This is a genomic window from Gemmobacter sp. 24YEA27 (assembly GCF_030052995.1).
Taxonomy (GTDB): domain Bacteria; phylum Pseudomonadota; class Alphaproteobacteria; order Rhodobacterales; family Rhodobacteraceae; genus Pseudogemmobacter.
In genome coordinates, this window is the sequence record NZ_JASJPW010000001.1 from 2,149,297 (window position 1) to 2,171,974 (window position 22,678).

General features: G+C 63.5%; 20 protein-coding genes and 2 pseudogenes. 9 read left to right on the forward strand and 13 right to left on the reverse strand.

Features of this window, described 5'->3' with window-relative positions; all coding sequences use genetic code 11:
• Positions 1-94 precede the first annotated feature (94 nt).
• The gene (locus QNO18_RS10755) at positions 95-541 is read left to right on the forward strand and encodes a DUF4177 domain-containing protein (protein ID WP_283177665.1); all 447 of its coding nucleotides are present in this window, start codon (positions 95-97) and stop codon (positions 539-541) included.
• Between the two features lie 9 nt (positions 542-550).
• Here QNO18_RS10755 and QNO18_RS10760 read toward each other — a convergent pair whose 3' ends face one another.
• Both QNO18_RS10760 and QNO18_RS10765 read right to left on the reverse strand, forming a co-directional pair.
• Positions 551-1,657, reverse strand: a complete 1,107-nt coding sequence (locus QNO18_RS10760; RefSeq protein ID WP_283177666.1) for a pyridoxal phosphate-dependent aminotransferase — start codon at positions 1,655-1,657, stop codon at positions 551-553.
• A gap of 86 nt (positions 1,658-1,743) precedes the next feature.
• Positions 1,744-2,532, reverse strand: coding sequence for an inositol monophosphatase family protein (locus tag QNO18_RS10765; RefSeq protein WP_283177667.1), 789 nt, complete (start codon positions 2,530-2,532; stop codon positions 1,744-1,746).
• A 181-nt stretch (positions 2,533-2,713) separates the two neighbouring features.
• Here QNO18_RS10765 and QNO18_RS10770 point away from each other — a divergent pair, with 181 nt between their 5' ends.
• A complete protein-coding gene (locus QNO18_RS10770; RefSeq protein WP_283177668.1) occupies positions 2,714-3,190 on the forward strand; it encodes a DUF2867 domain-containing protein in 477 nt (158 codons plus the stop codon).
• Positions 3,191-3,249: 59 nt separating this feature from the next.
• Here QNO18_RS10770 and QNO18_RS10775 read toward each other — a convergent pair whose 3' ends face one another.
• Together QNO18_RS10775 and QNO18_RS10780 are read right to left on the reverse strand one after the other, a co-directional pair.
• Positions 3,250-4,110, reverse strand: coding sequence for a L,D-transpeptidase (locus tag QNO18_RS10775; RefSeq protein ID WP_283177669.1), 861 nt, complete (start codon positions 4,108-4,110; stop codon positions 3,250-3,252).
• 152 nt (positions 4,111-4,262) lie between these two features.
• Complete coding sequence (locus QNO18_RS10780; protein ID WP_283177670.1) at positions 4,263-5,168, reverse strand: LysR family transcriptional regulator; 906 nt, start codon at positions 5,166-5,168, stop codon at positions 4,263-4,265.
• Between the two features lie 88 nt (positions 5,169-5,256).
• On the opposite strand from QNO18_RS10780, the gene metF reads away from it, so the two are divergent.
• Together metF and aroQ are read left to right on the forward strand one after the other, a co-directional pair.
• The gene (gene metF, locus QNO18_RS10785) at positions 5,257-6,126 is read left to right on the forward strand and encodes a methylenetetrahydrofolate reductase [NAD(P)H] (RefSeq protein WP_283177671.1); all 870 of its coding nucleotides are present in this window, start codon (positions 5,257-5,259) and stop codon (positions 6,124-6,126) included.
• Positions 6,127-6,326: 200 nt separating this feature from the next.
• Positions 6,327-6,764, forward strand: a complete 438-nt coding sequence (gene aroQ / locus QNO18_RS10790; RefSeq protein ID WP_283177672.1) for a type II 3-dehydroquinate dehydratase — start codon at positions 6,327-6,329, stop codon at positions 6,762-6,764.
• A gap of 418 nt (positions 6,765-7,182) precedes the next feature.
• On the opposite strand, the gene QNO18_RS10795 is transcribed toward aroQ, so the two are convergent.
• The 3 genes from QNO18_RS10795 to QNO18_RS10805 form a co-directional block, all read right to left on the reverse strand.
• Positions 7,183-7,515, reverse strand: coding sequence for a hypothetical protein (locus QNO18_RS10795; protein WP_283177673.1), 333 nt, complete (start codon positions 7,513-7,515; stop codon positions 7,183-7,185).
• A 352-nt stretch (positions 7,516-7,867) separates the two neighbouring features.
• Complete coding sequence (locus QNO18_RS10800; protein ID WP_092896870.1) at positions 7,868-8,134, reverse strand: glycine zipper 2TM domain-containing protein; 267 nt, start codon at positions 8,132-8,134, stop codon at positions 7,868-7,870.
• Between the two features lie 130 nt (positions 8,135-8,264).
• Entirely contained in the window at positions 8,265-9,542 is a 1,278-nt protein-coding gene (locus tag QNO18_RS10805) for a 4-aminobutyrate--2-oxoglutarate transaminase (RefSeq protein WP_283177674.1), read from the reverse strand.
• Between the two features lie 349 nt (positions 9,543-9,891).
• On the opposite strand from QNO18_RS10805, the pseudogene dprA reads away from it, so the two are divergent.
• Positions 9,892-11,043: pseudogene (gene dprA / locus QNO18_RS10810) on the forward strand (DNA-processing protein DprA); the annotation flags it as partial.
• Positions 11,044-11,166: 123 nt separating this feature from the next.
• Complete coding sequence (topA, locus tag QNO18_RS10815) at positions 11,167-13,911, forward strand: type I DNA topoisomerase (RefSeq protein WP_283177675.1); 2,745 nt, start codon at positions 11,167-11,169, stop codon at positions 13,909-13,911.
• A 188-nt stretch (positions 13,912-14,099) separates the two neighbouring features.
• Here the strand turns inward: topA and tkt are convergent, their stop codons facing one another.
• Positions 14,100-16,115, reverse strand: coding sequence for a transketolase (gene tkt, locus QNO18_RS10820; RefSeq protein ID WP_283177676.1), 2,016 nt, complete (start codon positions 16,113-16,115; stop codon positions 14,100-14,102).
• 223 nt (positions 16,116-16,338) lie between these two features.
• On the opposite strand from tkt, the gene QNO18_RS10825 reads away from it, so the two are divergent.
• The 3 genes and pseudogenes from QNO18_RS10825 to QNO18_RS10835 all read left to right on the forward strand — a co-directional run bounded on the left by QNO18_RS10825 (position 16,339) and on the right by QNO18_RS10835 (position 17,975).
• Positions 16,339-16,980, forward strand: coding sequence for a hypothetical protein (locus tag QNO18_RS10825; RefSeq protein WP_283177677.1), 642 nt, complete (start codon positions 16,339-16,341; stop codon positions 16,978-16,980).
• Positions 16,973-17,338: pseudogene (locus QNO18_RS10830) on the forward strand (cell division protein ZapA); the annotation flags it as partial. The gene QNO18_RS10825 and the pseudogene QNO18_RS10830, both read left to right, overlap by 8 nt.
• Before the next feature lie 406 nt (positions 17,339-17,744).
• The gene (locus QNO18_RS10835) at positions 17,745-17,975 is read left to right on the forward strand and encodes an MliC family protein (protein ID WP_283177678.1); all 231 of its coding nucleotides are present in this window, start codon (positions 17,745-17,747) and stop codon (positions 17,973-17,975) included.
• A 109-nt stretch (positions 17,976-18,084) separates the two neighbouring features.
• On the opposite strand, the gene grxD is transcribed toward QNO18_RS10835, so the two are convergent.
• The 5 genes from grxD to purL form a co-directional block, all read right to left on the reverse strand.
• Positions 18,085-18,444 (reverse strand): Grx4 family monothiol glutaredoxin, encoded by a 360-nt coding sequence (gene grxD, locus QNO18_RS10840; protein WP_092896892.1) that lies wholly within the window; start codon positions 18,442-18,444, stop codon positions 18,085-18,087.
• A 157-nt stretch (positions 18,445-18,601) separates the two neighbouring features.
• Positions 18,602-18,844, reverse strand: coding sequence for a BolA/IbaG family iron-sulfur metabolism protein (locus QNO18_RS10845; protein WP_092896895.1), 243 nt, complete (start codon positions 18,842-18,844; stop codon positions 18,602-18,604).
• Positions 18,845-18,942: 98 nt separating this feature from the next.
• Positions 18,943-19,443, reverse strand: a complete 501-nt coding sequence (locus tag QNO18_RS10850) for a GNAT family protein (protein WP_283177679.1) — start codon at positions 19,441-19,443, stop codon at positions 18,943-18,945.
• A 1-nt stretch (position 19,444) separates the two neighbouring features.
• The gene (locus QNO18_RS10855; RefSeq protein ID WP_283177680.1) at positions 19,445-19,867 is read right to left on the reverse strand and encodes a GNAT family protein; all 423 of its coding nucleotides are present in this window, start codon (positions 19,865-19,867) and stop codon (positions 19,445-19,447) included.
• Between the two features lie 32 nt (positions 19,868-19,899).
• Complete coding sequence (gene purL / locus QNO18_RS10860; RefSeq protein WP_283177681.1) at positions 19,900-22,074, reverse strand: phosphoribosylformylglycinamidine synthase subunit PurL; 2,175 nt, start codon at positions 22,072-22,074, stop codon at positions 19,900-19,902.
• Positions 22,075-22,678 lie beyond the last annotated feature (604 nt).

A 22,678-nucleotide genomic window follows, 5' to 3' on the forward strand; every position in this document is an offset into this window, starting at 1 on the left:
ATTGGGGCAGGTTGCGGAAAAAACGTTTTGTGATTTGGACTTACCAGGGAAGATTCACTAAACTGCCTGCAAGAAACCAAAGCCGGAGAGCAGGATGCAACGGTTCGAATATAAGGTGGTTCCGGCGCCCCGCAGGGGTGAGAAGGCGCGTGGCGTAAAATCCACGGAGGAGCGTTTCGCGCTGGCCCTGAGCATCGTGATGAATGAACTGGGCGCCGAGGGCTGGGATTACGTGCGCGCCGACAGCCTGCCTTGTGATGAGCGTTCGGGTCTGACCGGCACGAAAACCAGCTTTCAGAACATGCTGGTCTTCCGGCGTGAAATTCTTGCCGAGGCGCCGCGCGCTCCGGTGTTCACGCGGGCTGCGGTGGCGCCTGCGGCATCGCCGGCAGAGCCTGCGCCCGCCATGCCTGTGGCCGCCGCGCCCTTTGCAGCACCCGAGGCTGCAGCCATCGTGGCTCCGGTCCTGCATGCCCAGCCCCGTGAGGTGAATTCTGCGCCTTCGCTTGGCCCGGCACGGCCGGAAGTGGCCGCGGAATAGGCCCTCAGGTTATGCCCCCTGCGCGGCGCGCAGGGCTTCGGGCAGGACTTCGGCGACCAGATCCATCATCGGCTCTGGCCCGAGGCTGATCCGGATACAGCGATCCAGAGGCGCTACACCAGGCATGCGGATGAACAACCCGCGTGCTTCGCATTCTGCCAGAACACGGCGCGAATAATCGCCATCGCGACCGCAATCCATCGTGACGAAATTGGTGGCCGAGGGCAGGGGCTCCAGCCCGTTTTCGCGGGCGATTGCGCCCATCCGGTCGCGGGCCGCGCTGATGCGGGCGCGGATGGTCGGGATCCAGTCCGGGTCCTGCAGCGAGGCCAGCGCGCCCGCGAGGCTGATCCGCCCCATGCCGAAATGATCGCGGATCCGGTCGAAACTTCCGGCAAGATCGGGCGCGGCAATCGCATAGCCGACCCGCGCCCCCGCCAGGCCCCAGGCCTTTGAAAAGCTTCGCAACCGGATCACCTGCGGATGGTCGGCGGGGATATCTGGGATGGCTTCATCCGGGGCGAGCTCTGCATAGGCCTCGTCCAGCACGAGGAGCGTTTCCGGCGGCAGCGCATCGGCAAGTGCGCGGATCGTGGTGCCGGGATGATGGCTGCCCATCGGATTGTCAGGATTGGCGAGATAGAGGAGCCTTGCGCGATGCGTCTTTGCCGCCGCCAGCAGCGCCTCGGGGTCTTCATGCGCGCCAAGATAGGGCACCCGGACCAGGTCGGCGCCGGCGCCCGCGACGTGGAAATTGAAGGTCGGATAGGCGCCAAGGCTTGTCACCACCGTCTCGCCGGGTTGCAGCACCATCCGGCACAAAAGACCCAAGAGCGTATCCACCCCCGCCGCAACAGTGATATGGCCGGGCGTGCAGCCGTGGCGGGCTGCAAGTGCCTGCTTCAGATCGTAATTCTCGGGGTCGGCATACATCCATGCCTCGGATGTCGCTTCCTGCATCGCGGCCAGCGCGCGGGGCGAGGGGCCAAAGCCGCTTTCATTGGCGCCCAGCCGGGCGCGGAAGGGGCGGCCGTTGCGGCGCTCCAGCGTCTCGGGGCCGGTAAAGGGCACGGTGGCGGGAAGGGCGGCAATGCGGGGCGTAAGGAAGCGGCTCATGATGGCGCGACAATGGCCGCTTCACCACGCCCCGGCAAGAGGCGGGATGCGCCTCTGCGGGGGGTATATGGCCCGGGTCGCGCGTCTCAGCCGCGCAGCAGGCCTGCGAGCTGGTTAAAGATCTGGTCATTGGCCGCGATGACCGACCCGCTGTCGAGCGGATCCTGGTTTTCGCGGATGCCTTCCACCAAACCGCCGGCCTCTTTGACCAGCAAAAGGCCCGCCGCCATATCCCAGGCCTTCAGTTCGCGCTGGAAACAGCCCTCATAGCGCCCGGCGGCGACCCAGGCGAGATCAAGCGCCGACGACCCGGACGAGCGCACACCGGCCGTGCCGGGGCTGACCAGCGAGAGGTCTTTCATCGTCGCGGGCAGTGTTTTTTGCGCGCCATGCGGGATGCCGGTGACAAACAGCGATTCATGCAGGCTGCGCCGCCCCGAGACCCGCAGGCGGCGATTGTCGTTCAGCCAGCAGCCCGACCCTTTTTCAGCGTAGAACATCTCGTCCTTCGGCGCGTCATAGACCACGGCCGAGACGATTTCGCCCTTATATTCCAGCGCGATGGAGATCGACCAGTGCGGGATCCCGTGCAGGAAGTTATTGGTTCCGTCCAGCGGATCGACGATCCAGCGCCGCGTCGGGTCCTGGCCCTCGGTGCCGCCGGTTTCCTCGCCCAGCCAGCCGTAAGACGGGCGCGCGCCCATCAGGTCTTCCTTGATGATCCGTTCGGCCTCGCGATCGGCCTTCGAGACGAAATCTCCCGGACCCTTGGCGGAAACCTGGAGGTTCTCGACCTCGCGGAAGTCCTTGACCAGCGAGCGCGCAGCCTTGCGGGCGGCCTTGATCATAAGGTTCAGGTTGGCGCTTCCCTGCATGGGCGGACTCCGGGTCAGGCATTGGCTGGAACGGATGGGCCTTACAGGGAAAGACGCGGGAAGGAAAGGGCCGGAAGCAGCGTGAAACTGCGGGTGGGGCCGGGAATTGCGACCTTTTGGGCCATGGCGATGTGGCTCTGTTGGCCCCAGAATGGGTCAGCGCCTGACGGCAGGGGAAAAGATGCAGCCAGAAATCGTGACACTTGCCGGGCGGGACAGGCTTTGGTTTTACGATTGCGCGCGGGCAGAACTGCCGGTGGCTCTGGGGGCGCTGGAGGCCTGGAACCTGATCATGTCTGAGCCGCAGCCGCTGATGCAGCTGGCGTTCCGGATCCGCGATGCGATTTCCGCGCGGTTCGGTGTGCGGCGGATCGGCGGTTTTTCCGGCACCCGCCATGCCAGGGTCGAGGTCGGGGATCGGCTGGATTTTTTCCTGGTGGAGCGCGCCGGGCCGCATCTGCTGGTCCTGACCGAACGCGACCGCCATCTCGATGTGATGACCTGCATTTCGACCGCGGGGAAGGAGGTGGCGATCACCTCATCGGTGATCACCCACAATCTCTATGGCAGGATCTATATGCTGGCGGTCGGCCCTGCGCATCGGCTTATCGTGCGCAATATGTTGCGGCGGTTGCGACGCCGGCTGATGCGGCGCTGAGCCCGCCGACTGTCCGGCGAGGGCGCGGCGGGGACACTGCGTGGACGCCGCGCCTGTGATCAGTCGAGGATCTCGACTTTCATCTTCGACTTGCCCTCTTGCCGCACCATCGCGAAGAGGATCTTCGCATTGGCGCGGCTGAGGCGTACGCAGCCCGCCGAGGCCGGGCGGCCAAGTTTTGATTCCTGATCGGTGCCATGGATCGCATAATTGCCGCTGTAGAAAATCGAATAGGGCATCGGCGCGTTGTTATAGAGCGAGGATTTATGGTTCTTCGACAGCCATTGCGGCTTGAAGCTGCCCTTGGGCGTCACCTTGCCCTTCCGCGCGGTCGAGACCGGCCATTCATGAAGGATCTCGCCGTTATACCGAACCTCCATCATCTGTCGTGAGATCGAGACGCGAACCTCAATGGTCTCGCGCTTGAGCTCTTCGACAATTGCCACCGCCCGGGTCACGCCGGAGGTCGCCGCCGACAGAAGGACATCTTCCGGTATGGCGGGGTCTTGCGGCAGGGAGGTCGTTGCAAACGGCTCTGACGCCAGGGGCTCAAGGGTCCCGGTCCAGGTCGTGCCGGTCACATCTGTTCCGGCTTCTGGCGTGAGAGTGCCGGGCGTTGGCGATATGCTCTGCCGTGCGGCGCTTTCCGGGGGCTCCGAAACCGGGGTTGCGTCATCGCCGGTATCGAGCGTCGCGGCGGAAAGAATTTCTTCTGCGAGGGTACCCGCCTGTTGCACCGGTTCCTCAGCGCCCGGATCCTGAGTGATGATTTCGGGCTTTATGAATTTGGCGCCGGGTGCCGTGGCGGCGCTGGCGGCGGCCGGCGTGCCGGTCGGCGTGCCAGTCTGGGTTTCCGCGCGCAGCGGAGCCGCAGCCAGGGCCAGGATAAGCGCCAGAGCGGGCAAAAAATCTGCGCGCATACTACTCTCCGTCAGCGTCAAATCGGCAAACAGGTGGTCGTGGCTCAGCTTTTGACGGGGCCGGAAAATAGTCAACGACGATTCGGTCAATGCCAGGTTATGAAAACCCGCCTTTTGCAGCGAAAAGCCGCTTAGAACAGCAAAGTTGCAGGTCAGCCACGCTGCAGCCGCACCGCCTCGATCCGCGCAAGCCGCAGGAAATGCGCCATATAGGGGCGGGTGCTGTCTTCTTCGCGCGTGGCGGCATACATGCGTTTCAGGACCGGTTCCGGCCCGAGCGGGCGGGTGACGTAGTCGCTGGAACTGCGCACTTCGCGCATCACCCAGTCGGGCAGCACTGCCACACCCCGGTTCGATCCGACCAGCATCAGGATCACCGCCGTCAGCTCGGCCGTGCGATGGCCACGGGGTTCCACCTTGGCAGGGGTCAGCACCTCGGAGAACAGATCCAGCCGGTCGCGGCTGACCGGATAGGTGATCACCACCTGGTCGCGGAAATCCTCGGCCTGGATGAACTCTTTCGCCGCAAGCGGGTTTTGTGACGAGGCCACAAAGGTCGGATGGTAGTCGAAGAGCGGGTTGAAGGTGACACCGTTCTGGCTGCCCGGATCGGAGGTGATCACCAGATCGATCTCTTCACGATTGAGCGCCGGCATGGCATCAAAGGCGAGGCCCGCACGGATATCAACATCCACCTCGGGCCAGGCGCGGCGGAACATTTCCAGCACCGGAAACAGCCAGTCATAACAGGCATGGCATTCCAGCGTGATATGCAGCCGTCCCGATTTCCCCGATCTCAGGGCAATGAATTCTTCTTCCAGCGCGTCGATCTCGGGCAGGATCCTTTCGGCGAGCTTCAGCATCCGGAACCCTGCCGCCGAAAGCCGCATCGGTTTCGAGCGCCGGACAAAGAGCTCCATCCCCGCCTGATCCTCCAGCCCCGCCACCTGATGCGACAGCGCCGACTGGGTCATGTTCATCATCTCGGCGGCGCGGGCGAGGCCGCCTGCGGTATGGATCGCGCGGATGGTGCGCAGGTGGCGGATCTCGATATACATGTGTCGTTTTCATAAAGATGCTGAGGATTATGAATTTGTCTCACATTAGAGAATCTGCGACAAGGGGCATGTTCACGGAGACCTGATCATGACGAAAACGCCGCGCATCTCGTTTGAGTTTTTCCCGCCGCAGGGGCTCGATGCCTCGTTCCGGCTTTGGGATACGGTGCAGGCCCTGGCGCCGATGCAGCCGGAATTCGTCTCGGTCACCTATGGGGCGGGCGGCACCACGCGCAAGCTGACCCATGAGGCGGTGGGGATCATCCATCGCAATTACGGGCTGAATGTCGCCGCGCATCTGACCTGTGTCGATGCATCGAAAGCCGAGACGATGGAGATTGTCGAGAGCTATTACGAGGCCGGCGTGCGCGAGATCGTGGCGCTGCGCGGTGATGCGCCGAAAGGCGCGGCCGCCTGGGAAAAGCATCCTGACGGTTTTGCGTCTTCGGTCGAGCTGGTCGAGGCGATTGCAAAGACGGGCAAGTTCAAAGTGCGGGTCGGCGCCTATCCGGAGCCGCATCCCGACAGCGCCTCGACGCAGGCAGATGTCGATTTCCTCAAGCGCAAGATCGATGCCGGTGCGACCTCGGCCATGACCCAGTTCTTCTTTGAGGCGGATACGTTTTTCCGCTTCCGCGATGCCTGTGTGAAGGCGGGGATCACGGCGCCGGTCATTCCGGGGATCCTGCCGGTCATTTCCTGGGAGGGGGCGAAGAAATTCGCGAAACGCTGCGGGACGGATGTGCCGGCCAGGCTCGATGAGGCGTTTACCCGCGCCGCACGCGACGGGCGTGAAGAGCTTTATGCCCTGGCGCAATGCACCCAGCTCTGCGACCGCCTGATCGAAGGCGGTGTCGAGGATCTGCATTTCTACACGCTGAACCGCCCGGAGCTGACCCGCGAAGTGGTGCGCGCGCTTGGCATCCAGCCTCAGCTGGTTCTGGAAAACGTCGCCTGAGGGCGACCGGAGGCAGTGCTGCACCCGGCCTCAGGCCACTTGCAGGCTGAAGCCATCTCCCTGGCGGTTCCGTTCTTTCGCTGCGGCGCGGAGGACGGGGCCGCATTTTTTATTGTCGCGAGGGGGGTGCCCCGGCTGCCCGGGCTCGGCTATCCTCATGCGGTGAGCGGGGCCTGAAGGGCCGATGACGGGGAAATGAGATGGCAAAACAGGTCATGCTTCTGAACGGGCCGAACCTGAACCTGCTGGGCAAGCGCCAGCCGGAGATCTACGGGCACGAGACACTCGCCGATATCGAGGCGATGGTGGCCCGGCTGGCGGAGGAGTTCGGGTTCGGGCTGGTGGCGCATCAGTCGAACCATGAGGGCGTGCTGGTGGATCATATCCATGAGGCGCGGGGCAGCTCGGCTGCGATTATCATCAATCCCGGTGCCTATTCGCATACTTCGGTGGCCATCCTTGATGCGCTGAACGCCTTCGAGGGGGTGGTCATCGAGGTGCATATCTCGAATATCCACAAACGCGAGGCCTTCCGCCATCATTCCTATGTCTCGTCGCGCGCCGATGGAGTCATCGCCGGCTGCGGCACCGAGGGCTATGCTTTCGCACTGCGCCGTATTGCGACGCTGATCGGCTGAAGCCGCACCGTCCGGCGCCGCGTTTCCTTTCCAAGGAAACGTGCCGATTTCTTGCAAGAAATCGTCTGCCTCTGGTCAGGCGCGTGACGGCAGTGACGCGGGGCGCGATTTGGCCAGCGAGGCCATGATCAGGCCCGCAAGCCCCGCTTCGACGAGGGTCTCCCGGCGGGAACACGACGCAATACAAAACCGCCTGCGCCAGCGAGATATGCGGCATCCAGGCCATGACCTGAGCAGCGAACAGGTAAAGCACCCAGATAACCCGATCAACTGGGTCGCACAGGGAAAACCAGCAATCCTGCAAATTCAAGCATCGGACAAACCAGTACCGCAAGTAAGCCATTGCATGCGCGAGGACCGTGCTGCAGGGCAGGATCTGTGCAAGCGGGCGCGTGAGCTGCTCAAACACAGCGAGCAGTTAGGAAAACCGCGTGGTCATCGTCACCTGATTCCCCGACGCCAGCCTGGGCAGCATCCGCAAAGCGATCAGCGGGCCATGGCCGGGCCGCCGGAGCCACCATCCGAACACCAGCAAAGCCGCGTGTTTCGCACGCGCCGGCTGCCAGTGCGAGGGCGTGTAAAAAGGCCCGGTCAGCGCCTCCATCCACATGCAGGCCTCGCGGCGTTTGATCTCTTGCCGGGGACGCGCGAAGGCCAGCTCTTCGGCGACGATTGGGAAGAGGATCCGATGGCCCGGGTTCAGAAAAAGGATGCCGATCGCCGAAAGTGCGGCGCGGCGGTTCTTAAACACTTCCTCGCCGTTGACGCTGACCGAACCGCTTTCTGCCGCGATCAGACCGACAATAGCCGCATGAAGCTGGTCTTGCCCGATCCGTCGCCGCCGATTCGGGCAATCAGAGCGGGCTGGGACGGCCGCGCTTTTGTGGCCGGTCTGGACGGCGGGCCCGCAGCTGCCGGGCCCAATGTCACGCCCGCGCAGCCTCTGCGGCGTGTCGATGCGTGCTGTTCAGACAGAAACGCCCCGGGGCCAGGTGGCTCCGGGGCGGTGCGGAAATACGGTGTCCGGCTTACCGAACCGCATCCGACGGGCGAATGCGGCATCGAAACCGGCAAATGCGCCTTGTGGTCAGCAGGCCTCAGGGTCAGCAGGCTGCGACGTAGCGCTGGCCGGCCGAGTTGCGGTAATAGCACTGACCCTTGGTCGAGGTCTGGCCGAGATAGGTGCCTGCGGCTGCTCCAAGAGCCGCGCCGATCAGCGCGCCTTTGCCCATATCGTCGCCCGAGGACAGAGCGGCGCCCGCTGCTGCGCCGGCAACGCCGCCGAGCACGGTGTTCTGGGTAGGCGTGGTTTCGACACAGGCGGAAAGCGCCAGGCCGGAGAGCGAGAGAGCAAGGACGATCGCTTTCATGACAACCTCATATGGTTCGCTCCGCAGAGCTTTGGAGAGCTTTGGTTTTGGGCCGCGTGGTAAACGCGGCCCGATGCCATAAGGTTCCCTGACTGCAAAGCCTCAGTCAATTATCGCTTTCTGACAGGGATCAACCCTGGCGGGCTGCCGCTACCGAGGCTTCTAGAATCCCGAGCGCTTCGGTGAAATGCGCCTCGGCGATGGTCAGCGGCGCAAGGAAACGCACCACATTGCCATAGACGCCACAGCTGAGCAGGATCAGCCCGCGCTTCAGCGCCTCGGCGATGACGCGTTTCACGATATCGCCATCGGGGTCGGTGGTGCCGGGCTTGCCGAATTCGGCCGCGATCATGAAACCGGGGCCGCGGATGTCGATGATCTCGGGCGTGGTGGCGCGGATCTCTTCCAGCTTCTGCTTCAGACGCGAGCCGAGCTCGGTTGCGCGGGCATTCAGGCCCTCTTCCTCAACCACATCGAGAACCGCATTGGCCGCTGCCACCGAAAGCGGATTGCCGGCATAGGTGCCGCCAAGGCCGCCGGGCTGGCTTGCATCCATCAGATCGGCACGTCCCGTTACAGCCGAGATCGGGAAACCGCCGCCAAGGCCCTTGGCCATGGTGGTCAGGTCTGCCGCCACGCCATGTGCTTCCATCGCAAACAGCGCGCCGGTGCGGCCGATGCCGGTCTGCACCTCATCGGCGATCAGCACGATGCCATGCTGGTCGCAAAGGGCACGCAGGGCTTTGATCAGATCGGTCGGCAGCGGGTAGAAGCCGCCTTCGCCCTGGACAGGTTCAAAGATGATGGCGGCGACGCGCTCGGGGTCGACATCGTTCTTGAAGAGCTTGGTGATGCCGTCCAGCGTGTCTTTGGTGGTGATGCCATGGATCTCCTGCGGGCAGGGAACATGGAAGACATCGGGCATCATCGCGCCGAAGCCCTTCTTATAGGGCTCGACCTTACCGGTCAGGGTCATGCCCATGAAGGTCCGGCCATGGAAGGCGCCACCAAGGGCGATCACCGCATTACGGCCGGTGGCACGGCGCGCAATCTTGATTGCGTTTTCAACGGCTTCGGCGCCGGTGGTGACGAAGATGGTTTTCTTCTTGAAATCACCCGGAACGGCCTCGTTCAGACGCTCGGCCAGACGGATGTAATTCTCATAGGGCAGGACCTGGTGGCAGGTATGGGTGAAACGGTCGAGCTGCGCCTTGACGGCCTCGATCACTTTCGGGTGGCGGTGCCCGGTATTGACGACCGCGATCCCGGCGGCAAAGTCGATATAGCGGTTGCCCTCGATATCCCAGACCTCGGCGTTTTCGGCGCGGTCGGCATAGATCTGCGTCGACATGCCGACGCCTCTGGAAATTGCATCTTCGCGGCGTTTGGCGACTTCGGCGTTTTTCATGGCAGGCTCCTCTGGGCACCGGGCGGCGCGCGCGCGGCAATGGCAGCGGCGGCTATACGCCCGCCGCTTTCTTGCGCGCATTCGACCAGATCGCCGGGCGCGGATCAATGAAAGCCATGAGGCCAGATCGGCGCATTCCTTCGCGCCAGTATGACCAGATCGGGGAGGGCGCCCGTGGTTGCAGCGCATTTTACGGCTTCTCTGCGAAAACGCCGGAAATTCGCGTTGGCGGGGGTAAATCTTCAGCTTTCGTTAACCAGGTGCCGCCAATGTCGGATCTGCGAATGAGGCGAGGTGACATGGCGGACGGTCAGCTTTCGAACCCCACACACCCCACCCCACCCGTACGGAGGAGGAACGTCTCAATGTTCTTCGTCTCATTCGTTCCCGCAGGGTCGGCGCGGTCACCTTTCACCGGCTGGTCCTGGAACATGGCTCCGCCGCCGCTGCACTGGCCGCTTTGCCGGCGATTGCCCGGTCCGCCGGGGTCCAGGACTATGAAAGCTGTTCCGAAAGCGTTGCCAGCGCAGAACTCGTGGCCGGACGCAGGATCGGGGCGCGACTGCTTTTCCATGGCGATCCGGATTACCCCGACATGCTGGCCGCGACCGAAGACGCGCCGCCCGTCCTCTGGTTGCAGGGCGATTCCACCCTGTTGCGGCGGCCGCTGGTGGCGATCATCGGCGCGCGCAATGCGTCTTCTCTGGGCGTCCGCATGGCGCGCAGACTGGCCAGGGACCTTGGCGAGGCAGGGTTCTGCACTGTCTCGGGCCTTGCGCGCGGCATTGATGCCGAAGCGCATCTCGCAACGCTTGCGACAGGCACCATCGCGGTGCAGGCCGGAGGTGTCGATATCATATACCCCCAGGAAAATGCCGGTCTCGCGGCGGATATCGCCCGCCAGGGGCTGCGGATCTCGGAACAGCCGCCGGGGCTGCAGCCGCATGCCCGGCATTTCCCGCTCCGAAACCGCATCGTGGCAGGGATGGCCCGGGCGGTGCTGGTGGTCGAGGCGGCGGCGCGGTCCGGCTCGCTGATCACGGCCCGGATGGCGCTTGATCTCGGGCGCGAGGTACTGGCGGTGCCCGGCCACCCGTTTGATGCGCGCTCCTCCGGCTGCAATCATCTGATCCGGGATGGTGCGGCTTTGCTGCGGGATGCGGGGGATGTGTTCGAGGCGCTTGGGACCGGCCGCGACAGGCTTGACCAGATCCGTAAACCTGCAGAACCTCTGGCCCGGATACCTGCAGCCAGGCCAGCCGTGTGCGCCCCGCAGACCGGGGCACCCACGCCCGAAAAACCGGCACGCGCCCCTGCTCTGAGCGAGACCGTGCGGCTGCATGGCATGATCCTCGACCGGCTCGGACCCAGCCCACTGGCCGAGGATCAGCTGATGCGCGATCTTTCGCTGTCCAGCGCGGCGCTGGTGCCGGAATTGCTGACACTCGAGCTTGAGGGGCGGATCCAGCGGCAGCCCGGCGGGCTTTTGTCGCGGCGCTGAACCGATGCAACAGTCCGGTACCCGTCAGACGATTGTCAGCGTCACAGTTGACAATTGCCCCTGTTACACCACATCTGGGACCGCCCATATTGCCTGTGTAGAATACGTTCCGGAAAGGGATTCATGCCTGTCGTCGTAGTAGAATCTCCTGCCAAGGCCAAGACAATCAACAAATATCTTGGGCCGGACTATATCGTTCTCGCCTCTTATGGTCATGTTCGCGACCTGCCGCCCAAAGATGGTTCGGTCGATACCGAACACGATTTCGCGATGAAATGGGAGGTGGCGCCCGAGAGCAAGAAGCATGTCCGGGCCATTGCCGAGGCGCTGAAAACCGATGATGCACTGATTCTCGCCACCGACCCTGATCGTGAGGGTGAGGCGATTTCCTGGCATCTGAAAGAGGCGCTCGCCTCTTCGCTGAAAAAGGGCAAGACCGTCAGCCGCGTGACCTTTAACGCCATCACCAAGGATGCGGTGACCAAGGCGATGAAGGAGCCGCGCGAGGTCGATGAGCCGCTGGTCCATGCCTATCTGGCGCGGCGCGCGCTGGATTATCTGGTTGGCTTCACCCTCTCGCCGGTACTGTGGCGCAAGCTTCCGGGCGCGAAATCGGCGGGCCGTGTGCAATCGGTCTGTCTGCGCCTCATCGTCGAGCGCGAGATGGAGATCGAGGCCTTCAAGGCGCGGGAATACTGGTCGGTCAAGGCGATCCTGACCACGCCGCGTGGCCAGGAATTCGAGGCAAATCTTGTCACGCTCGGCGGGGCAAAGCTGCAAAAATTCGACATCCCGACGCTGGCTGCGGCCGAAATGGCGGTGCATGCCGTCACCTCGCGCCAGTTCACCGTCGCGGGTGTCGAGAGCAAACCCGCGAGCCGCAATCCCTGGCCGCCCTTCATGACCTCGACCCTGCAGCAAGAGGCCAGCCGCAAATTCGGCATGGGCGCGAAGCAGTGCATGAACGCGGCGCAGCGCCTCTATGAGGCGGGCTATATTACCTATATGCGGACCGACGGCATCGATATGGCGCCCGAGGCGGTGATGGCCACGCGCGCCGAGATCGGAAGGCGGTTTGGTGACGCTTATGTCCCGAAAAGCCCGCGCATGTATAAGAACAAGGCGAAAAACGCCCAGGAGGCGCATGAATGTATCCGCCCGACCGATATGTCGGCGGATCCATCAAAGCTGCGTGTCGAGGAAGACCAGCGCCGCCTTTATGACCTGATCTGGAAGCGCACCATCGCGAGCCAGATGGAAGCCGCTCGGATGGAGCGGACCGTGGTCGAGATCACCTCGCCCGATGGCCAGGTGGGGCTGCGCGCCAATGGTCAGGTCGTGTTGTTCGACGGCTTTCTCAAGGTCTATGATCAGGGTCGTGACGAGGAAGAGGATGATGAGGGCCGCCTGCCGCAGATCATGCAGGGCGAGGCGGTCAAACCGGCGCCCGGCGCGCTGAAAGAGGCGTTTTCCAAAGCTGCCGCGCGGTCGGCGGGCGACCAGGAAGAGCGCATCGCCTCGGCGGTTCTGGGCGAGGGCGGCGCGGTTCTGGCCTCGCAAAGCTTCACCCAGCCGCCCGCCCGCTATACCGAGGCGACGCTGGTCAAGCGGATGGAGGAGCTCGGGATCGGGCGCCCCTCGACCTATGCCTCGATCCTGACGACGATTGTGGACCGCGAATATGTCCGCAAGGACAAGAACCGGTTGATCCCCGAGGATAAGGGGCGGCTGGTCACGGCCTTCCTGTCGAATTTCTTCCACCGCTATGTCGAATATGATTTCACCGCAGCGCTGGAAGGTGAGCTGGATGACGTCTCGGCGGGCGAGCGCGACTATAAGGATGTGCTGGCGCGATTCTGGCGCGATTTCTCGGCGGCGGTGGCGGAAACGGCTGATCTTCGGATCGGCGAGGTTCTGGATAAGCTTGATGAATTCCTTGCACCGCATCTCTACCCGCCGCGCGCAGACGGATCTGATCCGCGTATCTGCCCGACCTGCGGCACTGGCCGACTGCATCTGAAAACCGCGCGTTCGGGCGGGGCGTTTATTGGCTGCGGCAATTATCCGGAATGCCGTTACACGCGACCCATCGCGGGTGATGCGGAATCGGCGGCCTCGGATGGGCGGATCCTCGGCCAGGACGATCAGGGCAATGAGATTTCCCTGCGGGCAGGGCGCTTTGGCCCCTATGTCCAGCGCGGTGAGGCGACCGAGGCGCAGCCGAAACCCGACCGCTCCAGCCTGCCCAAGGGCTGGACGCCGGACAGCCTGACGCTGGAACGCGCGTTGCAGCTTCTGTCGCTGCCACGCCAGATCGGGGCGCATCCCGAAGATGGCGAGGCGGTGGAAACCAATCTCGGCCGGTTCGGGCCCTATGTGAAACACGGCAAGACCTATGCAAATCTCGCCGATGCGGAAGAGGTGTTCAGCCTTGGCATGAACCGCGCGGTGGAACTGCTGGCGCAGAAGAAACTGCGCGGGCCGGGCGCGCGGGGGGCTGCGGCGCAGCCGCTGAAATCGCTGGGCGAGCATCCCGATGGCGGCGAGATCCAGGTGATGCCGGGGCGCTACGGGCCTTATATCAAATGGGAAAAGGTCAATGCGACCCTGCCGAAAGACATCGCGCCTGAGGCGGTGACGCTGGAAGAGGCGCTGGCTCTGGTCGCGGAAAAGGCCGGGAAATCTCCGGCGAAGAAGGCGAAAAAGGCCCCGGCAAAACCGGCGGCGGCCAAACCTGCGGCAAAGAAAGCGCCCGCGAAAAAGGCTCCGGCAAAGAAAGCTGCGGCTGAGGGAGTGGCGGCACCTGCGGTTAAGAAAGCCGCGGCGAAAAAGCCAGCGGTGAAGAAGGCGGCTGCATCAGAGGCCTGACCGGCTCTCTATGCGGTTCCCGGCCCGACTGGCCGATCAAAATGGGCGGGGGATTTCCTCCGCCTTTTTCTTTGCGTGATCGGGTGGCGGGAGGCGGGGAGGAAACCGGAGGAACAAAGAAAAAGGGGCGGCCCGTAAGGCCGCCCCTTTTGTCATTCTGATTTGCTTTGCCAGTCGGTTCTGGCCGCTCAGAGCAGCGCTTTGACCTTTGCCACAGTTGCTTCGGCGGTGATGCCGAATTCTTTGTAAAGACGGTCATAGGGGGCCGAGGCGCCGAAGGAGGACATGCCGACGAAATCGGCCTTGGTTTCCTTGCCGCGCTCGCCGAGCAGCCAGCGATCCCAGCCCTGGCGCACGCCCGCCTCGATGGCCACGCGCACCGGGCCTGCCGGCAGCACCTTTTTGCGCCAGGCTTCGTCCTGCTGCGCGAAAAGCTCCATCGAGGGCATAGAGACCACGCGGGTGCCGATGCCTTCGGCCTGCAACAGGTCGCGGGCCTTCATCGCAATCTCGACCTCGGAGCCGGTGGCGATCAGGATGGCCTGACGCTTGCCCTCGGCTTCGGCCAGAATATAGCCGCCCTTGGCGGTCATATTCTGGTTGGTATGGGTCTTGCGCACGGCGATCAGGTTCTGCCGCGACAGCGCCATGACCGAAGGTGTGGTTTTCTGGGTGAAAGCGATTTCCCAGGCCTCGGCCACTTCGGTCAGATCAGCAGGGCGGAACACCAGGGTGTTCGGGGTCGAACGCGAGATCGCCAGATGCTCGACCGGCTGGTGGGTCGGGCCGTCTTCGCCAAGACCGATCGAATCGTGGGTCATGACATAAACGACCGGCAGGCCCATCAGCGCCGACAGGCGCATCGCGGGGCGGGCATAGTCGGTAAAGGCCATGAAGGTGCCCGAATAGGGCCGGACGCCGCCATGCAGCGCCATGCCGTTCATCGCCGAGGACATGCCGTGCTCGCGGATGCCCCAATACATGTAACGGCCCTTGCGGCTGTCGATGTCAAAGACGCCCAGATCGGCGGTTTTGGTATTGTTCGAACCGGTCAGGTCAGCCGAACCGCCGAAGGTCTCGGTCAGGATCGGGTTGATGACGTTCAGAACCTGCTCCGACGCCGAACGGGTCGCGAGCTTCGGCTGGGTCTCTGCGGCCTGTTTCTTAAGCGCACGGATGGCGCCTGCGAGTTTCGCCGGAGCATCCAGCGCGAAGCTGCGCTCGAATTCGGCTTTTTTGCCGGTGGGAAGGGCCGCAAGACGGGTTTCCCATTCTGCGCGGGCGCTCGCACCCGGCTTGCCCAGCGATTCCCACCAGGATTTGATCTCGGCCGGGATGGTGAAGGGGGCAGCGGTCCAGCCGTAACCGGCTTTTGCGGCTTCCAGCTGCGCCTTATCGGTCAGCGCACCATGGCCTTTCGAGGTGTCCTGCGCAGCATGTCCAAGCGCGATATGCGTTTTGCAGTCGATCAGCGCCGGGCCTGGGCTGGCTTTGGCTGCGGTAATCGCGCGGTCGATATCTTCCGGGTCATGGCCGTCGCAATGGAACACATCCCAGCCGCTTGCGGCAAAGCGCGCGCGCTGGTCGGTCACATCCGAGAGCGACACTTTGCCGTCGATGGTGATGTCGTTATTGTCCCAGAGCACGATCAGGCGCGACAGTTTCTGGCGGCCGGCAATGCCGATGGCCTCCTGGCTGACACCCTCCATCAGGCAGCCGTCGCCGGCGATGACATAGGTGAAATGGTCCTGGATTTTCGCGCCGTATTTGGCCCGCAGGTGCTCCTCGGCCATGGCGAAGCCGACCGAGTTCGCGATGCCCTGACCCAGCGGGCCGGTGGTGGTTTCGACGCCCGAGACATGGCCATATTCCGGGTGACCGGCGGTGATGGCGCCCCATTGGCGGAAGTTTTTGATCTGATCCAGCGTCACATCGGCATAGCCGGTGAGGTAAAGCAGCGAATAGATCAGCATCGAGCCGTGACCGGCCGACAGGATAAAGCGGTCGCGGTCGGCCCAGCGGGGCGCGGTCGGATCGAATTTCAGATGCTTTGAGAAGAGCACGGTTGCGACATCGGCCATGCCGATCGGCATGCCGGAATGGCCTGAATTGGCGGCTGCCACCGCGTCGAGCGTCAGCGTGCGGATGGCGGCGGCGCGCATCCAGTGATCGGGGTGACGGGCGCGAAGGGCTGCGATGTCCACTTGGGTGATCCTCTGCGATGATAGCGGAAACAGGAAGCGGCATAGTCCCGCCCAGGCCCAAGATCAAGCGGCGAGGCAGCTCTGATGGCAAGCCGCTGGCCGGAAAGGGGAAATAAGCGCGGCGATGCAACGCCCAAAACGCGCTAAACTGAGGCGAAGGGGTTTCGCCTGCGATTCGTGCAGGCTATCCTTAGGGCAAGACCAAAAGCCGATGAGGGCGGGTATGCAGGAAATTGTCGAGTTCGAGCGTCGTATTTCGTCGGCCTTGCGGCGGATAGAGGCCGGGTTTTCCGCCATCGACGCCGTGCGGGCAAACGGGGCGGAACAGCTGGCGCTGGCCGAAGAACGGATCAGAGAGGGCGAAGCAGCGCGGCTCCGGGCCGAAGCGGCACGCGACGCCCAGACGGCGCGGGCCGCCGGGGCGGTCGAGGCTGCGGAACGCGCCCGGCATCAGGCCGCGGATGAGATTCGCGCCGCCAGAGCCGAGGCACGGGCTGAATTCGAGGCCCAGGGCGGGCGCGAGGAGCCCACCCTTGTCAGGATGCGCGAGCGCCTCGCCGAGGCGCGTGAACGCGAGGCCGCGCTCAGGGCCGCTTATGAAGAGCAGCTGGCCGCGCTTACCGAACAGCTTGATGCCCAGGGCTTGGAGCTGGCGCGAATGACGCGCAGCGCGGCGACGCTGCGCGAGGAGCTGCGCCGGATCACCGAAGCCTCGGCAGCGGGGCTGGTGGATGCGGCGGCGGTGAACCGGGCGATGCTGACGGAGCTTGATGCGCTGCGGGCGAGCCGGCTGGCCGAGATGGCCGAACTTGACGGGATCGCCACCGCATTGAGCTTGCAGATCGGGGAGGCGGAACATGCCTGATATCGAGGTGATGATCGGCGGGCGCGGTTTTATGGTGTCCTGCCAGCCGGGAGAGGAACATTTCCTGCGCTCGGCTGCGGCGCAGCTGGATGTGGAGGCACAGCCGCTGGTGGCGTCTATGGGGCGGTTGCCGGAGACCAAGATGTTGCTGATGGCGGGGCTGATGCTCGCTGACCGGACGGCGGCGCAGGAAGAGGAAATGCGCGAGCTGCGGGCGAAGCTTTCGATGCTGGAGGACCGGCCGGAGCCGGAGGCCAGACGAATCGAGGTGCCGGTGATCCCCCCACAGGTACCGCTGACTTTCGCCGAGCTTGCGGCCCGGGCCGAAGCCCTGGCCGAGCGGATCGGTGAGAAAGCCACAGAGCTGCAGCGCAGCGCCGGCACCGGGGCAGGGCAGAGCGTGCAGAAAAAGGTGCCGGCCAAAGCGGGCGCAGTGCTGCTCGCAGATGATGCCCGCGCGAAGGCGATCCGGTCAGTGCCGGGGGCGAGGGTACCGACATGGCGTCTGTGCCGGACTATGACCCGGAAGGCCACCTTCCGGAAGACATTGCCCAGCCGGAAGCCGATCCGCATGAGTTTGCGCCCGGCGACCTGTCAGGGCCGTCAGATGACACCCCCTATGGCACGCCCCGGAGGACGGAAGAATGAAAAACGGATCTGTCGCAGCTGCGGCTGTTTTTGCCACGATCCTCACTGTCGGTATGGCTCGGGCCGAGGCGCAGGACAGCAGTTTCCAGACCACCCGCTACCTCTGTGAGCGCGGCGTGGAAGTGCCGGTCACCTATGTGAATGCGCCGGATCTGTCGCTGGCTGTGCTGAATGTCGAAGGGACGCAGATTACGCTGGAGATCGAAACCTCTGCCTCCGGCGCCCGCTATGGCTGGCCCTCGGACGGGGCGCATTACATCTGGTGGACAAAGGGCGAGACCGCTTTCCTGATGTGGTCGGAAGGCGGTGAGGAAAAGACCATCCTCGACGGATGTCAGCAGCAATAAAGCAAATCGCCCGGGCTGCTGCTCCGGGCGGTTGCCAAAAGCCGAAATCTTCAAAGATTTCGGCACGGTTCCTTTGAAAGGAACCGGCGCCGGTGGAAAACGCGCGCCTTCAGCCGTTGGCTTCGCGGATCTTGTCTGCGGCTTCCTTGTTAAAGCTGACGCCGTTCTTCTCGAAGAGCGCATCCAACTCGCCCGAAAGCGTCATCTCGGTCACGATATCGCAGCCGCCGACGAATTCGCCTTTGACGTAAAGCTGCGGGATGGTCGGCCAGTCGGAAAAATCCTTGATCCCCTGACGGATTTCCGCATCGGCCAGCACATTCACATCGGCAAAGTCGACGCCCATGTAATTCAGCACCCCCGCGACGCGGCTCGAAAACCCGCATTGCGGCATGGTCTTGGTGCCCTTCATGAACAGCACCACAGCGTTTTTCTCGACGGTTTCGCGGATCTGATCCTGCGCGCTCATTTCAGTTTCCTCTCGGCTCGCCAGTGCTCGGCCCGGCGTTTATGCGGCGTAGCTGCCGCCATGTTTCAGAAAGCCCTGCAATCGCCGCAGCATCCGGCAAGGGGACGCAGCGCGGAAAGCGCCGCCGGACCCTGCAGAGACGCTCCGGCATATATGCTCATTCCGGTGCCTTGGTGGTCAGTGCCAGGGCATGCAATTCTCCATGCGCCCCGTCCATCTTGCCCTTCAGGCTGGCATAGACGGCGCGCTGCTGCTGCACGCGGTTCATATCGCGGAAGCTCTCGTCGATCACTTCTGCCGCCCAGTGATTTCCGTCTCCCGCGAGATCGGTGATAGTGATCTTTGCCTCGGGGAAGGTCTCCCGGATCAGGGCCTCAATATCCTTGCCTTCCATTGGCATCGGGCTGCTCCTTGCTCATTCCCTGAAAGATGTAAGCTCTGGTTGCAGGGGCTGCAAGGGAGATGGTTCCGGGGGAAAGGGTTCCCGGAGGAGATGGCTCAGCCCGCCTCTTGCCAGTCACTGCGCAGCAGGCCGAAAAGATGCAGATCGACATTGCGCCCGACATCCGGGCGATACCAGTGTTCGCGCTGCACGCCCTCGCGCCGGAAGCCGAGCTTTTCATAAAGCGCCATCGCGCGCGGGTTCTCGCCCGAGGCATCAAGCCAGAGGCGGCGCGCCTGCAGCCTGTCGAACCCATAGCGGATCAGCTGTCCGACAAAGGCGCGCCCGCGCGCGCCGCCGGTCACGGCCAGCGCGAGGCGGCGCAGTTCTGTCCTTCCTGAAGGATCGCCGATCTCGCAAAAGAGAGCATAGCCGATCGCGGTGCCATTCTCTTCGGCGATCAGCAGACGGGAATCGGGTGCGGAGACATAGGCGGCCAAAGCGGCCTCGTCCTCGTCGGTGATGAAAGCGCGGTTTTCGGGACGCTGCGCGAGGGCGCGGATAAAGGCGAAATCGCTGACGGTGGCCAGTCTCAGATCGATTGGATGCAGATCCATCTCAGCCCCTTATCCTCTGCCATTCCGGCGCCAGCATCGAGAACGCATGACAATCGACCCAGATGCCGCCCCGCTTCCAGCATTGCCGCATATTGCCCTCGAAGGTGAAGCCCGCACGCCGCATCGCTGTCATGCCGGCAGCATTGTCGAACACCACGTCACACATCAGACGATGCGCGCCCAGCTCGTCAAACACCACTGCCAGCATGTCCCGGATCAGTTTTTGCCCCTGGCCCGGACCATCGACCGCGAAATTGTCGAGATACCAGACCTGGTCATAAAGCATATGCAATGTCGCAAAGCCCGCGAAACCCTGGTCCTCGCGGATCAGGATCTCGCAATCTTCGGCCTCCAGCATCTCGTGCAGCTGGTCGATGCCCTTATCCATCAGGGCAGAAGGGTGGGCCTTGATCAGGAGGTCCACCCGGGCAAGATCATCCGCTGTTGCGCGCCGGATCACAGACCCACAGCAGTGGCAAAGGCACTGCGATACAGTGCCGAAAGCCCGGCGAGGGAGGCGCTGTCCTCGCCGAACGTCACCTTGTCGCCGCCGAAAGCGCCGATCCGGGTGACGGCGACGCCCGCGGTGATGGCTGCGGCCTCGATCTCAGCCGCAGCGCTTTCGCGGACTGCGAGCAGATAGCGCGCCTGATCCTCGCCAAAGAGCGCCGAAGTGTCGCCCGGGATCAGGGTGATGCCGGTGCCGGCCGCTTCTGCCATTTCAAAAGCCGCCAGCGCCAGGCCGCCATCGCTGAGATCAGAGGCCGCGGTGATCGATTTGCGATGCGCGCGGACGAAATCGCCGTTTTTCTTTTCCAGGGCCAGATCGACCGGCGGCGCATCGCCGCGCTCATCGCCAAAGGCTTCCGCGATCAGGGCGGACTGGCCGAGATGGCCAAAGCTCTCGCCGATGAGCAGCGCCACGTCGCCGGCCTGGGGCCTGCCGTTGATCAGATCATCAAGCGAGGCGAGGATCCCCACCGCGCCAATCGTCGGTGTCGGCAGGATGCCGGAGCCATCGGTCTCGTTATACAAAGACACGTTGCCGGACACGATCGGCATGTCGAGCGCCGAGACCGCTTCGCCGATGCCTTTGATCGCGCCGACGAACTGGCCCATGATTTCAGGCTTTTCGGGGTTGCCGAAGTTCATATTGTCGGTCGTCGCCAGCGGCAGTGCGCCCATGGCAGTCAGGTTGCGATAGGCTTCCGCCACTGCCTGTTTGCCGCCCTCGAACGGGTTGGCTTTGACGTAGCGCGGCGTCACATCCGAGGTGAAGGCCAGTGCCTTGGTGGTGCCATGCACGCGCACGACGCCTGCGGGCAGGCCCGGGGTGACGACGGTATCGGCGCCGACCTGGCTGTCATATTGTTCGAACACCCAGCCCTTATGGGCGTAGTTCGGGCTCGACAGCAGCACTTTCAGGCCCTGGATCGCCCCGATCTGCGGCACTGCGCCCAGCGGTTCGGCTTTCGGCGTTTCGACCCAGGGGCGGTTATATTCCGGCGCGCTCGACGACAGCTTTGAGAGCTGGATATCGGCCTTGATCTCATTGCCGTGCAGGATCAGGAAGCGATCTTCCGGGATGGTCTCGCCCACGATGGCGAAATCGAGATCCCATTTCACGAAGATCGCGCGGGCGACATCTTCCAGCTCGGGATTGAGCACCATGAGCATCCGCTCCTGGCTTTCCGAGAGCATCATCTCATAGGCGGTCATATTGGTTTCGCGCTGCGGCACCTGATCAAGCTGCAGTTTGATCCCCAGACCGCCCTTGTCGCCCATCTCGACCGCCGAACAGGTCAGACCCGCGGCCCCCATATCCTGGATCGAGATCACCGCACCGGTCTGCATCAGTTCAAGGCAGGCTTCCAGCAGGCGCTTTTCGGTAAAGGGGTCGCCGACCTGAACGGTGGGGCGCTTTTCCTCGATGGTGTCGTCGAATTCTGCCGAGGCCATGGTCGCGCCACCAACGCCGTCGCGGCCGGTTTTCGCGCCCAGATAGACCACCGGCATGCCGACGCCGCTGGCCGCCGAGTAGAAGATCTTGTCGGTGTCAGCCAGGCCCGCCGCGAAAGCATTCACCAGGCAATTGCCGTTATAGGATTTGTGGAAGCGCACTTCGCCGCCCACGGTCGGCACGCCGAAGGCATTGCCGTAGGAGCCGACACCTTCGACCACACCTTTGACCAGATGCGCGGTTTTGTGATGCGAGGGCAGACCGAAGGAGAGCGCATTCATCGCAGCAATCGGGCGCGCGCCCATGGTGAAAACGTCGCGCAAAATGCCGCCGACGCCGGTCGCTGCGCCCTGATGCGGCTCGATATAGGAAGGGTGGTTGTGGCTTTCCATCTTGAAGATGACCGCCTGACCATCGCCGATATCGACCACGCCGGCGTTTTCGCCCGGGCCGCAGATCACCTGCGGGCCGGTCGTCGGCAGCGTGCGCAGCCAGACTTTCGACGATTTATAGGAACAATGCTCGTTCCACATCGCCGAGAAGATGCCGAGCTCGGTGAAAGAGGGCGCACGGCCGAGGATCTCCAGCAGGCGCTCATATTCGTCGGGTTTGATCCCATGCGAGGCGATGAGCTCCGGGGTGATTGCGGGGTCGCGTGCGGCGTCTGACATGATCGGGCCTCCGGGTCTGCAGCTCTGGTCTGGTCGGGCCTGCTGCGGCACTTCTGCGGCAATGCAGGAAATCTGCGCGCGTCTTATTGCATGACGCGCGCCTGGGGAAGGGCTCTGCCCGGTTTGCGGCAGGAATAGGCGTCGGGATAATGCGCAGATGCGACAGAGGCGCCTCCGCTGCGCGCAGCCTTGCTGCTGCTGTGATTCCCGGCGATTCTGCGCGTGCAGCAGCGCGCTGGCACAAAGCAAAAAAAAAGGCCGAGCAAAGCTCGGCCCAAGTCCAACAGGGAGGTATGAGGCCGATCAGGTTGCCCCGATCCGCGCCTCGTAGCCTGATTTATGGGCTGTTTGCGAATTATGCAAGTGCAGCAATGTCGCAGTCCGGGCAATGCTGCCATGCGCTCTCCGCATGGCTTCTTCTTGGCCGTGTTTGCGATAACGCCGCAACGCAATTTTCGCGCTCATCCGGAGGCCAGGAGGGACGGGCAGTGACCGACCCGCCCCGTCTGAATGGCCGTCGCAGGCCAGCCGGCAGCCCCTCAGGAATGAGGGCTGTGCTGCAAATGATATGGCAGAGGGAACGGTTACCGCCGCGGGGCAAAAG